We start from the raw sequence: 13,922 nt of genomic DNA, 5'->3' as shown, positions 1-13,922 counted from the left end.
GAATGGCGTTTTAACCACAGTGAGATAAAGTCTCTTGTTCTATTTTAAAACAATTAGTAAAGCAGAATTTATTCTAGTTGTCTAGTACAGCCCCAAACTGTAATGCCATCCCCCAAAAAAACTCCACTAATCGGCAATTTTTGACGGGATAGCAGATGACATTTCAAACAGATGCAGTTATCCGAGCAGGCAGCAGGCAGCATAAGAAATCAGCCCGCCGCCCGCCATCAGCCACAGCATTAGTATGCCTGCCGTCAACAAGGGTTTTACGCCTGCCTGGCGGATACTCTGCCAACGCGTCGTCAGACCGAGGGCAAACATGGCGGCTGTCAGCAAAAACATATCCAGATTAAGGATTGTATCGTGAATCTTCGGCGGCAACTTCAAGAAGCTGTTTACGCCCGCTACAGCGAGAAACCCGAAGGCAAACCACGGAATAACTATGCCGCCTTCCTCCGCGGGCATGCTGTCGAAATACCTCATAATCCACGGCAGAAGCAGCAAAAACGGGGCGAGTAATATCACCCGAATCATTTTTGTAATCACCGCCACATCGGCCACAGTCTGGTTGACGGCCGATCCGGCCGCCGCCACCTGCGCCACCTCATGGATTGTGCCGCCGGTAAAAACTCCCCAAGCGAATTGTCCGGCATCCGGTATTCCGCCGGAAAACAGTAACCCTGCCAGCAAAGGATACAGAAACATGGCAACCGTTCCGAACACCACCACCGTAGCAACCGCCACACTGACGGCATGCTCCTTGGCTTTCAGCACCGGCTGCGCCGCAAGCACCGCCGCCGCACCGCAAATGGCACTACCCGCGCCGACCAATGCCGCCGTATGGCTGTCCAGTTTGAAACGCCGGCCTATTACCATCGCCAGCCAGAAAGTACTGCCCACGACGAAGACATCCGTCAGCAACGCCGGCCAACCGGCATACGCCAACTGCGACAATGTGATTCTGAAACCGTAAAGAACGATACCCAAACGCAGCAGCTTGGTTTTGCCAAACTGCACACCTTCAAACAGTTTCATAACATACTGTGGGGGGATGATGTTGCCTGCCGCGATTCCGGCAATGATCGCCACTGTCAGCGGGCCGATACCGGAATCCGACAGTTCCGGCAGTCGGGCCAACCGCATACATATCCATGCCGCCACAGCAACCGGAATCATCTGAACGGCAACCACACCATAATATTTGCATTTTTCTTTCATTTCCTTCAAAGATCCTAGCGTTGTTTACACTTTTCGTTTTTCAGTTAAAAGCTCATTTTAAGATTTTTAAGAATGTTAAAAGTACCGAAAGATACTGATTTTCTGAAAATCCAAAAATCACAGAACAGTTATTTTAATAAAAAATAAGGCGCTATCCTAGATAACCAGGATATATCATTATTTACCAATTGTTTTAAAATGGAAATTTGATATCTGTTTCACTGTTGTCAAAACGACGCGTTCGCACTCCTTCAAATACAGATCAAAATGCTCTTTGGGAATAATGCCGTCAAACTTGCGTAAATGTCGTTTTGTCCGGTTCCCAACGTTCCCGGTTCAGTTAATGTGATCTGCCGTTCTGCAACATGTGTCCTTGGCCGGTGCGGAAGCGGTTAAAATCCACTTTCCTCAAAATATACCGCGGCTGCGGCGGCAACGGTATAAATGCGTCGTACGGCACTTTTTCAGGGATTACCGGCAATAACCATTGCCTGGTCTATCGGGGAAAACAACGGTATATAACATTGCGCTTCAAAAAACCGTATGCCGATACTTCCTGCCGCATCGCGAACGCATTTGCCTTTACTCCGCTCCGGCCGTGAAAGCAATTTTATCTCCACAGGGAACATGCCAATCCGAGAAGTCGGTTTTTCCAATTATCAAGTAAAATTCCCGACATATTACTTACGGTTTAAGTATTTTTTCCACAGTTTTTTCCGTTTTAAAGGCAATTTCCGCCAAATCGGCGGCACGCAAATCCGCTACAATTTCGGCAATCCGCCGTACGTTTTCCGGCGTATTAACCCCGTCACACAGCATAAACGGGCTGTCGGTTTCCAAAACCATATCGTCCAAATCCAGATACCGTACAACTTGACGCACTTTTTTCGCCTTCGGATTCAACAGAAGCGAGCGGATACCGATTTTAAAACCACAACGCAGTAAAATCTGTGCTTCTTCCACGCTGCCGGAAAATGCATGTGCAATGCCGCCTTGGGTAAAACCGGTTTGCTGCACCGCATCGGCAATCGCGGCTGTGGCTTTGACGTTGTGCACAATCACCGGTCTTGCCAGCTTTTGCGCTAACGCCAGATGTCGGCAAAAGGCGTCGATTTGCCGCTGCTTTTGCCTTTCAGACGGCCTATTTACCAGAAAATCCAAACCGGTTTCGCCCACCCATGCTTGCGGATATTGCAGCAATAAGCGTTCGAGTCCGGCAAAATCCCGGGGGGTGGCAGCTTCAACAAACCACGGATGAATGCCCAAAGCAATATGTACGCACTGTTCAGACGGCGTGTTCATTGCCAATAAGCGTACCACATCCGCCCAATCGCTGCGCTGTGTAGCAGGCACGATAAAGCGCATCACGCCCTGCCCGGCCGCTTGTACCAAAATGTCGGGCAAACGGTCACGCAAGGCAGGATCGGCAAGGTGGCAATGGCTGTCGGTAAAATGCATGGTTAGGCCGTCTGAAAAGATTTCATTTGCGCTGAGAAGCCGTTTCAGACGGTCTCAATCAAGCCGAGCGCGTGTAATTTTTGTTGCACAGTCTCGGCGTTCCACCGATTCGATACCGCCAAGGTCAGCAGCGCGGCGGCAGTTTCCAAATTGCACTTGCCGCCGTTTACCACACCGGCTTGCCGCAATGCGCTGCCTTGGGCATACACCGCAGCGGCGCACCCTTGCGGCACTTGGCTGATGTTGAGCAACAAGCCACCGCCTTGGGTAAAGCTTTCTACCGCTTTAATGAACGCGGCCTCGCTTGGCGCATTGCCGTGACCGTAGCTTTGCAACACCACAGCTTGCGCGTCGGTATGCAACAGGCTGTCTGAAAAATATTGCGTGCTGAAACCGGGAATCAGCGTTTGGGCAATCACTTTGGCTTGAATATCGAGCGATAGAATATCTAAGCCGTCTGAAACGGGTTGTCTGCGGTTTTCAGACGGCCTTGCCAGCCATTGCCAACCGCCCGATTGCTGCCATTGCGCGAGTGCGCCGAAATGTGGGTTGCCGAATCCGGCGGCGGTTTCGGTGCTGACTTTGCTGCTGCCGATCGCGGGATAGAGCTTGCCGTTAAACGCAATCAGCACTTGCGGCAAGGCCAGTTCAAACGCGGCAACGGCGGTCGCCAAGTTCAGCGGCGCATCGCTGTCGGACGCGTCATACGGCCATTGCGAACCGGTCAGTATCACCGGCTTATCCAAACCTTGTAAAGCAAGCGCCAACAGATTGGCGGTGTAGGCCATGGTGTCGGTGCCGTGCAGAATCAGGATGCCGTCGTATTGCGGCATTTTTTCGACTAGCAATGCCAGCCAGTCGCGCCAATGGCTCAGGCTGACCGCTGATGAATCGATTAAAGGTTCGCATACATGCCAGTCGAACCGAAGGCCGTCTGAAAACGGTTGCAGGGCTTTGCCAACCAAATCGGTATCGGGGCGCAGGCCGTCGCTACCGCTGCGCATGCCGATGGTGCCGCCGGTATAGAGAACGAAGATTTTTTGTGTCATGGGTTTTACTCGAAAATAAAGGCCGTCTGAAAGCAGTTTACACGCCTTCAGGCGGCCTATTGTAACGATATTTGTGAGTGCGGTTCAAATTCCGATTATTTCTGCCAGGGCCAGCCTTCGCATGGGCTGGTTTCAAAGCGCACGGCGTGAATCAGTTCGCCCACTTCGATTTTGCCGTTTCGGTTGCGGTCGAGCTGTTTGAACGCACCGGCATCACCTGCTTCAAAATTCAAAATCAAACCGGCGGTATCGACATTTGCCCATTCGCTGGCTGTCAGCACGCCGTCGCTGTTTTTGTCGTTGGCACCGATAAATAACTTCGCCGCCAAATCAGGTTCGCATGCTTGCGCGGGGATTACCGCAGCCAACAGCAAAGCCGTTAACATCCATTTCATTGATCCACTCCCATTGTTCTCTATGATTCGTAACGAACATCATGGCACAGCCGCCTTTGCCTATGAATCAATGTGTTTCAATGGCAGGTTGTGCCGATGTACGGCCGTAAAAAAAGCATCTGAACGTCAGATGCTTTTGAATGAATAAAGTTTCACAAAGAGTCAAATATCGGCTTTTTTGGCCTTGGCACTGGCTTTTGCAGCCGCCGCAGCTTTGCGCTTGCGGCGCAATTCCGCCAATTTTTCGTGATAGAAACGGATGCGCTGGCGTTTGCGCCACCAAAACCAAAGCAACACGGCAGCACCGATACCGATTATCACAAACAAACCGGATTGGAAGCTGTGTACCTTCGCCATCAACCAATCGATATTATTGGCACCATAATCGCCCAAATACACCCACACCGGCACGGAAATCAGGGCGGCCAGACCGTCCATCATCAAAAAGCGCATATATGAAACTTTGCGGCTGATGCCGGCGGTAATGTAAATCGGTGTGCGCAGACCCGGCAGGAAACGGGCTACAAACAATACCCAGTTGCCGTATTTATCGAATTTTTCCTGCACCTGTGCATAGCGTTTCGGAGTCATCACGCGGGCAATCGGTTTGAATTGCAGGATTTTGTGCCCCCAAATGCGGCCGGCGGCAAACATACAGCCATCGCCCACCAACACGCCCAACATACCCACCACGACCATGACGTGCACATTGGTATAGCCCAAACCGGAAATCACGCCGCCGGTAACTAAGGTTACGTCTTCAGGAACAGGCACACCGAAACCGCATGCCAGCAGCACCAAAAAGACGGCGGCATAACCGTATTCAACGAAAAAGGCTTCCAAAAACGCAAACATCGGCAGGTAGTTCTCATCAGTGAAGTAGTTATTCTGGCAGACCGTTTCAGACGGCCTGATATTTGAATGCGGTATAACCGCCTTTTGATTATCGCTATTCTACCAATAGATAAGGCCGTCTGAAAGCATAACAAGCCGATTTCATCAAATATTCATTAAATTAACCGAACGCAACAAAAGGCGGCCCGGGTCAGCCGCCTTTCACTATTGATTACAATGGAATTATTTTTTCGCCCCCTGAATTGCTTCAGCGATGCGCTCGGCACCTTTTTTCGCCCAATCGGCTTGCTTGGCTTCCACCATCACACGCACCACAGGCTCGGTACCTGAAGCGCGCAATACCACGCGGCCTTTGCCTTCCAGCTCTTTTTCCACTTCGGCTAATACATCTTTTGACGCTTCCTGCCAGTTTTGCCCTTTTTGGATGCGCACGTTAATCATGGTTTGTGGAAACGGCTGCCAATCGGCGCACACGGTAGCCAAATCCTGACCCAAAATGCGCAATGCGGCCAATACCTGCAAGGCCGAAATCAAACCGTCGCCGGTGTTGTGTTTGTCCATGCACAAAATATGGCCGCTGGCCTCGCCGCCTATCAGCCAGCCGCGTTGGTGTAATTGTTCCAACACATAGCGGTCGCCGACTTTGGCACGGCAGAAGTTCACGCCCTGTTCGTTCAAAGCAATTTCCATGGCCATGTTGGTCATCACGGTACCGACCACGCCGCCGATTTCAATGCCTTCGCGCGCGCGGGCTTTGGCGATGACGTAAATCAAGTTGTCGCCGTCGTACACTTTTCCGTTTTTATCGACCATCATCAGACGGTCGCCATCGCCATCCAAGGCAATGCCGTAGTCGGCTTCATTTTGCAATACCGCGGCTTGCAGGGTTTTAGTGTGGGTGGCTCCGCATTTTTCATTGATGTTGTAACCATTCGGTTCGGCACCAATAGAAATCACCTTGGCACCCAATTCATGGAACACTTTCGGCGCCACATCGTAGCCCGCGCCGTTGGCGGTATCGACCACCAATTTCAGGCCGCGCAAATCCAAGCTGGCCGGGAAAGTCGATTTACAAAATTCGATGTAGCGGTCATCGGCGCCATTAATGCGGCGCGCGCGACCGAGTTTGTCGGATGGCAGGGTTTTCATTTCCTGATCGATTTTGGCTTCGATTTCCAGCTCAATTTCATCAGAAAGCTTCACGCCGCCTTCGGCAAAGAATTTGATACCGTTGTCGGAATAGACATTGTGCGATGCGGAAATCATCACACCGGCCGACAAACGCAAAGCGCGGGTCAGATAAGCTACGCCCGGGGTCGGCAGCGGGCCGGTTTGAATCACGTTGACACCGGCCGCGGTGAAGCCGGCAATCAGCGCCGCTTCCAGCATATAGCCGGAAATACGCGTGTCTTTACCGATTAACACGGTCGGTTTTTGCTCGGCATCATGCTGCACCAGCACCTGACCGGCGGCATAGCCCAGTTTCAACACAAATTCAGGGGTAATCGGAAATTGCCCCACTTCACCGCGCACACCGTCGGTACCAAAATATTTTTTTGCCATGGAGGTTGCTCCGTTATTCAAAAGTAAGAAAAAATTATAAAAGAGTATAGATGACCCAACAGGCGAAATCTGCCTAACGCGATTAGATGCCGTCTGAAAGGTATAGTTTCATGACCCTTATATTTCAGACGGCCTCAAGATATTGATCCATCGCTTAAACGCCCAGTGCCTGCCACACTTTCAGCGCATCGCAAGTGGCCTTCACATCATGCACACGGATAATTTGCGCACCGCGCGCCACCGACGCCAACGCCGCCGCCACGCTGCCGTGAACGCGTTCAGACGGCGTGTTTTCACCGGTCAATTCACCAATCATGCGTTTGCGCGACACACCAATCAACATCGGCAAACCGGTCGCCTGCATCAGTTCGGGCAAATGGCGTAACAAAGCGATATTGTGCTGCAAGGTTTTGCCGAAACCGAAACCCGGATCGAGCGTGATGCGTTCGGCGGCAATTCCGGCTTGTGCGCACTCCGCCACGCGTTCATTCAAATAACGCGCCACTTCGCCGGCCACATCTTGATACTGCGGATTATCCTGCATGTTTTCCGGCAAGCCCTGCATGTGCATCAGGCAAATACCGATATCGGGATAACGCGCCAACACCTCCACCGCGCCTTCATCAGTCAACGCAGCCACATCATTGATGATGTCCGCACCGCCTTGCGCCAACGCCTGTTGCATCACCACAGCGCGGCGCGTGTCCAAACTCACCGGCACATTCCATTTGCCGATTTCCGCCAACACCGGCTGCACCCGCTGCCACTCTTTTTCGGGCGGAACAAAATCTGCCCCGGGCCGCGTCGATTCGCCGCCGACATCAAGAATATCCGCCCCGTCTTTCAACAACTGCTCGGCATACCGTAAGGCCGTCTGAACATTTTGCGAATAAGTGCCGCCGTCTGAAAACGAATCCGGCGTGAGGTTGACAATCCCCATGATTTTCGGCTCGGCCAAATCAATCTTGAAACGACCTGCCTGCCAGATGGTTTGCGTCATGAATCTTCCTTATCTCAAACGGCTACACATAAACACGGCATTATAACAGGCCGTCTGAAAGGGTTAAATATTCAGACGGCCTGTTAATAGAATTGTCAACAATCTTGGTTTATGCCAAAATCCGATTCATCAAAACCTATCCCCCTTATTTTCTTGAGTGACTCAAAGGAAACATCATGTACCAGCATGTCGAATTCTACCCCGGCGACCCGATTCTGAGTCTGGTCGAAGTGTATAACAACGATGCCCGGCCGGGAAAAGTCAATTTAAGTATCGGCATTTATTTTGACGATGAAGGCAAAATGCCGGTGTTGCAATCGGTGCGCCAAGCAGAAGTGAAACGTGCGGCCAAACCGCGCACCAGCCCTTACCTGCCGATGGAAGGCTTGGCTGCGTATCGTGAAGCGGTGCAGCATTTGTTGTTCGGTAAAGACCATGCTGCCGTAAAAGAAAAGCGCATCGCCACCATCCAAACCTTGGGGGGCTCGGGCGCATTGAAAATCGGTGCTGATTTTATCCACCGCTGGTTTCCCGAGGCGAAAGCCTATGTCAGCGGCCCGACTTGGGAAAACCACAAAAGCATTTTTGAAGGCGCAGGCTTTGAAGTCGGCACTTATCCGTATTACGACCCGGCCACCATCGGCGTGAAATTCGATGAAATGGTGGCGTTTTTTGAAACGCTGCCGCCAAACAGCGTGCTGATTCTGCATCCGTGCTGCCAAAACCCGACCGGCGTGGACATGACCGAAGCGCAATGGGATAAAGTGTTGGATGTGATTCAGGCGCGTGGTTTGATTGCGTTTATGGACATTGCCTATCAAGGCTTCGGCGAAGATTTGGACAGTGATGCCTACGCCATCCGCAAAGCTGCCGACATGAGCCTGCCGCTGTTTGTGAGCAATTCATTTTCGAAAAATTTATCGCTTTACGGCGAACGCGTTGGTGGTCTGAGCGTAGTTTGCCCGACGCAGGAAGAAGCGGAATTGGTATTCGGCCAATTGAAATTCACCGTGCGCCGCATCTATTCCAGCCCTGCCGCCCACGGTGCCTATATCGCCGCCGATGTGATGAACACGCCGGAATGGTTTGCACTGTGGCAAAGCGAAGTATACGGCATGCGCGACCGCATCCGTGCCATGCGTCAGCGTTTGTATGAGGTGTTGAGCGCAAAAATTCCGGATAAGGATTTCAGCTACTTCATCAAGCAGCGCGGCATGTTCAGCTACACCGGCTTGACTGAAGCGCAGGTTACCCGTTTGCGCGAAGAATTCGGCGTGTATCTCTTGGCTTCCGGCCGCATGTGTGTGGCGGGATTGAATCCGAGCAACGTCGAATATGTGGCCGATGCCTTTGCCGGAGTATTGAAATAAGGCGGTAATTTGAAGTAAATCAAAAGGCCGTCTGAAAAAACTTCTCTTTTCAGACGGCCTCTTACATAATAACCTTTTTGGCGCACCCGACTGGGATCGAACCAGCGACCTTCAGCTTCGGAAACTGATGCTCTTCCAACTGAGCTACGGGTACATAAAACGTAAGATTAGCTTAAATTCGGGCATTTGGCAAAATTAATGTGCCAAGTGAATGAAAGGTTACACACGGCAACACAATCCGATCTTTAGAATATTTATATATTACAAACCCTTAACTCGGATAAAATTTTTATTTTTAAAGTTTTTTGCAGAATTTCGAGCATATAGATTGGAAAGCACCTGTGAATTCAGTATAATCCAGCAAAATATTGTTAATTCCGTTTAACAAATCAAATATAACCTTATAGCACAACCTAACCCAACGGCGAGGCCTACCAAATGAAACAACTCAGTAACAGCAAAGCCCAAGGCTCAGCATTGTTCACCCTTGTGAGCGGTATCGTTATTTTGCTCGCGACCGTATTTTTCTTGATTAAACTGGCAGGCAGCGCATCATTCAGCGATGTCGACCAAACTACCGAATCAGCTACACAAACCCGTATTCAGCCGACCGGCCAAATTGTTTTAGGCGACGGCATCCCAGTAGGGGAACGCCAAGGCGAAGCTATCTTCAATAAAATCTGTATTCAATGTCACGCATCTGACAGCAACGTGCCGAATTCGCCTAAATTAGAAAACAACGCCGAATGGGCACCGCGTATTGCACAAGGTTTCGACACCCTGTTCAACCACGCGCTTAACGGTTTCAACGCTATGCCCGCCAAAGGTGGTGCAGCTGACTTGACCGACCAAGAGTTAAAACGCGTGATCGTATTTATGGCCAACAAATCAGGCGGCTCTTTCCCTAACCCTGATGAAGCCGCTGCCACCGCTCCTGCCGAAGCTGCTGCTTCAGGTGCCGCACCAGTCGAAGGTGGAGCCGCTACTGCTGCACCTGCAGAAGCCGTCCCTGCCGCTGAAGCCGTTGCACCAGCCACTGCCGGTATTGACGGTAAAGCTGTTTATGACGGTTTGTGCATGGCCTGCCACGCTTCAGGCGTAGCCGGTGCCCCTAAAGTCGGTGATGCTGCTGACTGGAAAGAACGTCTGGCCCAAGGTAAAGAAACCTTGTACAAACACTCGATTGAAGGCTTTACCGGCAAAAAAGGCATGATGCCCGCTAAAGGTGGTAATCCTTCATTGACCGACGACGAAATCAAAGCTGCTGTGGATTACATGATTAAATAATTCTGTCATGAATTTGAGTATAAAAATGCACCGTTTACACGGTGCATTTTTATATTTTCGCAACTTCATTTGAGTTAATTGCGAGTTTTTTTAAAACATGATAAAAAGGCCGTCTGAAAACATATTTTTCAGACGGCCTTTATCTTATCCATACTAAAAAATCAGTCTAAGCTGCTCACCACGCCATTGGCACCCGATGCCACTGACAAACGGTATAACACTTCTTGCGGCATATCGCTGTGCCACAAGCCGGTAATATTGGCAATTACCGGAAGATGGGTCACTTTGCGCACGCGAACAATCGCATCGACATCCAATCGGTAGGTGTGCTCGGGCTCAAAACTCAACGTACCCGCCTCACCCAAGATAATATGATGATTACCACGCAAGGCAATGTGTTCGGCAGCTACCAGCCAATCATCAACACGGTGATGCTTGTCTTTACACAGTACCAGCGGCGTATTCAGACGGCCTACTTCATCTTGTAAAGCACGATTACTCATCAATTCGCCGCCCAAATACAAAATATCCGCTTGTGCGGCCAAAGCTGATTTGATTTGGCGCACATCACGAATCCGCACCAATACCGGCTTACCTGATTCATGAATGTGCTCAATTTCCTGCTGCATAGCAATGATTTGTGCTTTTTCGCTGCTGTTGTCCACATCTGCATACGGCCTGGCTGACATAAAAAACGGATCAATAAACACTGCATCGGCATCCGCTTTAAACCCTAGCGCAATATCCAACATTTTTTCGCCGCCGAACACCACCCCGCGAACGCTAATCCGGCTGTCTTGCAGCTGCGCTTCACGACTGATGATTTTCCAATCGTTCAACACCCGAATCGCCCGTTCTACTTCCGGCAGACGCTCCAATTCATTCGGATGAAACACGCGTTCATCGCCGACCGCGCCGATAATCGTGCGTTCCTCGCCCTGGGAAACATGTTCCTGCAAACCGCGGCTGCGGATGCATTCAATGACACGCGCCACCGCCTCAACCGAAGCCTGCTTCTGCATCACAATAATCATTTTGTGCTCCCTGCTATTGAGAATCTGATATTAACATAATTCGACCTTTCAGACGGCCTAATCGAATAAGTTCCACTACCGCTCATCATACTGCTTTACATTAACCGCATAACCCTTGTGCTATACTACATACCTAATTGTATGTTTCCCTTTTTCTATGTTGAACCGCTTGCTGAACTCAGGAAAATTCTGGTTGAAAATTGTTTTTTTCAGCCTGCTGGCATCATTTTTGATGTTCGTCAGCCTATATGCATCGGTTTACCATTTTCTCAGCGCCGATCGCATTCACCAGTTTGCCCAAGAAAGCTTGGGACGAACCGAACGCAGTATCCGCTTCGATAAAAGCATCACGCGCAATCTGTTTCCGCGCCCAACCATTACCCTAAAAAACCTCATCATCAGCCGACCGCGCAGCACCGATACCGCCATTCATATCAGAGAAATGAAGATCGGGCTGGCTTGGCAAAGCTTATGGACGGATGGTCCGGTCATCGAAAAATGGGTGGTTTCCGGCGCCGATGCCACCTTGCAGCGTACACAAGACGGCAAATGGAGCTTGCAGGACATTTGGCAACAGCAAAGCCGTAACGCCAATCTTAACCGACTGATTATTGAAAACAGCTCCTTGCGTTTGCGCCTGATTAACGGCGAATACCTGATTGAACAATTCGGCCTCAATACCAAAGCACCCGACTCAGGCACGCGTGAATTCAGCGTCAGCGGTAATTTCAATCACAGCACAATCCCCGTTTCCTGGCAAGGTTCCGGCTTACTGGAAACCGCACCCAACGGCTGGAAAATCCCCACATTCCACTTGACTGGAGAAGGCCGTCTGAACGATGAAACCATTAAAGTCGTCGCCGATAGCGCGCTTACCTGGCTGCCGAAACAAAGCTCTTTGCAGGCGGATAACCTTGCTCTGCGTGCCGACAGCTCTTACCACGATTTCCACCTGACCGCGCAAGTGCCGCGCTTGACCTTCAATACCGACCATGTGTTTGTGGACACATTCAACAGCGCATTCACCGCCGGCAGCGAAGCCGAACAATGGAGCGGCTCGTTAAAATTGGATAAAGGCAAGCTGCTCGACGGCAAAGCTTTATTGGAAAGCTTCAAACTCAACGCCAACCACCGCACCGCGCAATGGCAAACCAATCTTTCCGTTTCCGGGCCTTTGGTTTGGCAAAAAACCGACGGCTTAAAATCAGATGCCCTCCACATTACGACCCTACAGGATACGGTTAACCGTGCGCCACGCCCACGCTACATCAGCTTGCTCGACGGTAGCTTCAGCATGACTGATTTACGTCATTGGCAAGGCAAATTCAACGGCTATTTCGACCGCCAACCCGCTGCGCTCAGCTTCAAATATAGCAATGAAGCCGGCGAAGTGCCTCTGTTTGAAGCCGGACTTGCGTTGCAAAAGCTCTCTCTGTCGCCCTACTGGGAAGATTTAGAAGCGCAATCGGGCAATATTTATCCCGAATTTCTCAACGACGACAGTCTGCCCAACATCGAAGCGCAAGTTAAAATCAACAACATGAATTTTCCAGGTTTAAAGTTGGATAATATCGAAACATTGATTTCAGCCAACCGCCAACACATCGCCTTCACCAATTTCAAAGCCGGTCTATACGGCGGTCAAACTGAGGGGGGCATCAGCATGGCCAATACCGTACCGACTTCTTACCACTTGCAACAAAACGCGCGAGGCGTGCAAATCCGTCCTTTATTACAGGATTTATTCGGCTTCCACAGCTTCAGCGGCACCGGCGATGCGGTGATTGATCTGACATCCAAAGGCCAAGACCGCCGCAGCTTATTACAGCTTTTAGATGGCACGCTCAGCCTGAATGTTTCAAACGGCGCATGGCACGGCCTCGACATGAACAATATTCTGCAAAGCGGTAATATCAAAAAAGATACGGAAAACAACCTGCAAACGCCTTTTCACCACTTTTCGCTGCACAGCGTGATTGAAAAAGGCGTGAGCCGCCATATTAACACCGAATTATTATCCGACAGCGTGCGCGTCATCAGCAGCGGTTTCACCAATTTGGAAACGCAGGAATTGTCGGAAGAACTGCTCATCTACAATGCCCGCAATCCCGATTCGCGGCCCGTACCGTTAAAAATCAAAGGATCTGTGCATAACCCTTCGATTACCTTGGATTACGCGCAATTAACCGATGGTTTGGAAACGCCGCAAGAAAAACAAAAAGCTTTGGAAGATACGTTCCGCGAACAATGGAATTGGTTGATGCCAAAGCGCAAATAAAGATACACTGAGATAAGAAATAGCCGCGTTGTTTACATACAAGTTGGGAAAAATAAGCCTGAAACCTTTGCAAAACCGCCAGATGTGGATGCAGTTCAAGGCGTAGCGCAGCGAGTGCAGACATAGTCAGATAGATAGGCAAGCGAGCGAGCAGCGCTCAACGCAGAAATGTGCCGCAGATGGCGGTTTTGCAAAGGTCTCAGCCTGTAAAACCTTAAAAGGCGTATCAACCTTTCAAACCCTTATGCGGCTTAACCGTATTATAAAAATTCACAAAACGGCACAACTCCTTTTGCCGGTCTTCCGAATCTTTAAACACAAACTTATCATGCCACATTTCCATTAAGGTACGGATCACCCGTTCCGCTTTACCGTTCGTCTGCGGTCGGGCAATACGGGCAAACTTTTAACCGAT

11 protein-coding genes, 1 tRNA gene and 2 pseudogenes are annotated in these 13,922 nt (G+C 50.4%); 3 read left to right on the top strand and 11 right to left on the bottom strand.

Going from position 1 to position 13,922, the window contains the following annotated elements; all coding sequences use genetic code 11:
* Window positions 1–177: 177 nt before the first annotated feature.
* From ACFPVS_RS12845 to folP, 7 genes are all read right to left on the bottom strand, one after another.
* Window positions 178–1,218: a YeiH family protein gene (locus ACFPVS_RS12845; RefSeq protein ID WP_378595833.1), complete on the bottom strand. Its 1,041-nt coding sequence runs from the start codon at window positions 1,216–1,218 to the stop codon at window positions 178–180.
* A 684-nt stretch (window positions 1,219–1,902) separates the two neighbouring features.
* Window positions 1,903–2,676 carry a TatD family hydrolase gene (locus ACFPVS_RS12840; RefSeq protein WP_378595832.1) on the bottom strand — a complete coding sequence of 258 codons (774 nt, stop codon included), beginning with the start codon at window positions 2,674–2,676 and terminating at the stop codon, window positions 1,903–1,905.
* 44 nt (window positions 2,677–2,720) lie between these two features.
* Window positions 2,721–3,725, bottom strand: a complete 1,005-nt coding sequence (locus tag ACFPVS_RS12835; RefSeq protein WP_123804051.1) for an asparaginase — start codon at window positions 3,723–3,725, stop codon at window positions 2,721–2,723.
* A gap of 95 nt (window positions 3,726–3,820) precedes the next feature.
* The gene (locus tag ACFPVS_RS12830; protein ID WP_096295642.1) at window positions 3,821–4,120 is read right to left on the bottom strand and encodes an EF-hand domain-containing protein; all 300 of its coding nucleotides are present in this window, start codon (window positions 4,118–4,120) and stop codon (window positions 3,821–3,823) included.
* Window positions 4,121–4,282: 162 nt separating this feature from the next.
* Window positions 4,283–4,975 carry a DedA family protein gene (locus ACFPVS_RS12825; protein WP_096295643.1) on the bottom strand — a complete coding sequence of 231 codons (693 nt, stop codon included), beginning with the start codon at window positions 4,973–4,975 and terminating at the stop codon, window positions 4,283–4,285.
* 222 nt (window positions 4,976–5,197) lie between these two features.
* Complete coding sequence (gene glmM, locus ACFPVS_RS12820) at window positions 5,198–6,538, bottom strand: phosphoglucosamine mutase (RefSeq protein ID WP_096295644.1); 1,341 nt, start codon at window positions 6,536–6,538, stop codon at window positions 5,198–5,200.
* Between the two features lie 154 nt (window positions 6,539–6,692).
* Window positions 6,693–7,538: a dihydropteroate synthase gene (folP, locus tag ACFPVS_RS12815; RefSeq protein ID WP_378595831.1), complete on the bottom strand. Its 846-nt coding sequence runs from the start codon at window positions 7,536–7,538 to the stop codon at window positions 6,693–6,695.
* Window positions 7,539–7,714: 176 nt separating this feature from the next.
* On the opposite strand from folP, the gene ACFPVS_RS12810 reads away from it, so the two are divergent.
* Window positions 7,715–8,908 (top strand): amino acid aminotransferase, encoded by a 1,194-nt coding sequence (locus ACFPVS_RS12810; RefSeq protein WP_096295645.1) that lies wholly within the window; start codon window positions 7,715–7,717, stop codon window positions 8,906–8,908.
* A gap of 78 nt (window positions 8,909–8,986) precedes the next feature.
* Here ACFPVS_RS12810 and ACFPVS_RS12805 read toward each other — a convergent pair.
* A tRNA-Arg gene (locus tag ACFPVS_RS12805) sits at window positions 8,987–9,062 on the bottom strand.
* A 284-nt stretch (window positions 9,063–9,346) separates the two neighbouring features.
* Between ACFPVS_RS12805 and ACFPVS_RS12800 the strand changes: the two genes are divergently transcribed.
* Complete coding sequence (locus tag ACFPVS_RS12800; protein WP_096295646.1) at window positions 9,347–10,195, top strand: c-type cytochrome; 849 nt, start codon at window positions 9,347–9,349, stop codon at window positions 10,193–10,195.
* 161 nt (window positions 10,196–10,356) lie between these two features.
* On the opposite strand, the gene ACFPVS_RS12795 is transcribed toward ACFPVS_RS12800, so the two are convergent.
* Complete coding sequence (locus tag ACFPVS_RS12795; RefSeq protein ID WP_096295647.1) at window positions 10,357–11,229, bottom strand: chorismate mutase; 873 nt, start codon at window positions 11,227–11,229, stop codon at window positions 10,357–10,359.
* Window positions 11,230–11,386: 157 nt separating this feature from the next.
* Between ACFPVS_RS12795 and ACFPVS_RS12790 the strand changes: the two genes are divergently transcribed.
* Window positions 11,387–13,507, top strand: a complete 2,121-nt coding sequence (locus ACFPVS_RS12790) for an AsmA family protein (RefSeq protein WP_378595830.1) — start codon at window positions 11,387–11,389, stop codon at window positions 13,505–13,507.
* Between the two features lie 55 nt (window positions 13,508–13,562).
* Here ACFPVS_RS12790 and ACFPVS_RS12785 read toward each other — a convergent pair.
* Together ACFPVS_RS12785 and ACFPVS_RS13770 are read right to left on the bottom strand one after the other, a co-directional pair.
* Window positions 13,563–13,701: pseudogene (locus ACFPVS_RS12785) on the bottom strand (lipoprotein signal peptidase); the annotation flags it as partial.
* A pseudogene (locus ACFPVS_RS13770) lies at window positions 13,634–13,913 on the bottom strand (integrase core domain-containing protein); the annotation flags it as partial. The pseudogenes ACFPVS_RS12785 and ACFPVS_RS13770, both read right to left, overlap by 68 nt.
* Window positions 13,914–13,922 lie beyond the last annotated feature (9 nt).

The organism is Neisseria weixii (assembly GCF_042658245.1).
GTDB classification, from domain to species: domain Bacteria; phylum Pseudomonadota; class Gammaproteobacteria; order Burkholderiales; family Neisseriaceae; genus Neisseria; species Neisseria weixii.
The sequence above is the reverse complement of the archived record's forward strand: the minus strand, read 5'-3'. Positions and strand labels throughout refer to the sequence as shown.

What these genes read in the sequence shown, in the direction of transcription:
- ACFPVS_RS12845 (WP_378595833.1), bottom strand. Translation starts at nt 1,218, where the DNA reads ATGAAAGAAAAATGCAAATATTATGGTGTGGTTGCCGTTCAGATGATT.
- ACFPVS_RS12840 (WP_378595832.1), bottom strand. Translation starts at nt 2,676, where the DNA reads ATGCATTTTACCGACAGCCATTGCCACCTTGCCGATCCTGCCTTGCGT.
- ACFPVS_RS12835 (WP_123804051.1), bottom strand. Translation starts at nt 3,725, where the DNA reads ATGACACAAAAAATCTTCGTTCTCTATACCGGCGGCACCATCGGCATG.
- ACFPVS_RS12830 (WP_096295642.1), bottom strand. Translation starts at nt 4,120, where the DNA reads ATGAAATGGATGTTAACGGCTTTGCTGTTGGCTGCGGTAATCCCCGCG.
- ACFPVS_RS12825 (WP_096295643.1), bottom strand. Translation starts at nt 4,975, where the DNA reads ATGTTTGCGTTTTTGGAAGCCTTTTTCGTTGAATACGGTTATGCCGCC.
- glmM (WP_096295644.1), bottom strand. Translation starts at nt 6,538, where the DNA reads ATGGCAAAAAAATATTTTGGTACCGACGGTGTGCGCGGTGAAGTGGGG.
- folP (WP_378595831.1), bottom strand. Translation starts at nt 7,538, where the DNA reads ATGACGCAAACCATCTGGCAGGCAGGTCGTTTCAAGATTGATTTGGCC.
- ACFPVS_RS12810 (WP_096295645.1), top strand. Translation starts at nt 7,715, where the DNA reads ATGTACCAGCATGTCGAATTCTACCCCGGCGACCCGATTCTGAGTCTG.
- ACFPVS_RS12800 (WP_096295646.1), top strand. Translation starts at nt 9,347, where the DNA reads ATGAAACAACTCAGTAACAGCAAAGCCCAAGGCTCAGCATTGTTCACC.
- ACFPVS_RS12795 (WP_096295647.1), bottom strand. Translation starts at nt 11,229, where the DNA reads ATGATTATTGTGATGCAGAAGCAGGCTTCGGTTGAGGCGGTGGCGCGT.
- ACFPVS_RS12790 (WP_378595830.1), top strand. Translation starts at nt 11,387, where the DNA reads ATGTTGAACCGCTTGCTGAACTCAGGAAAATTCTGGTTGAAAATTGTT.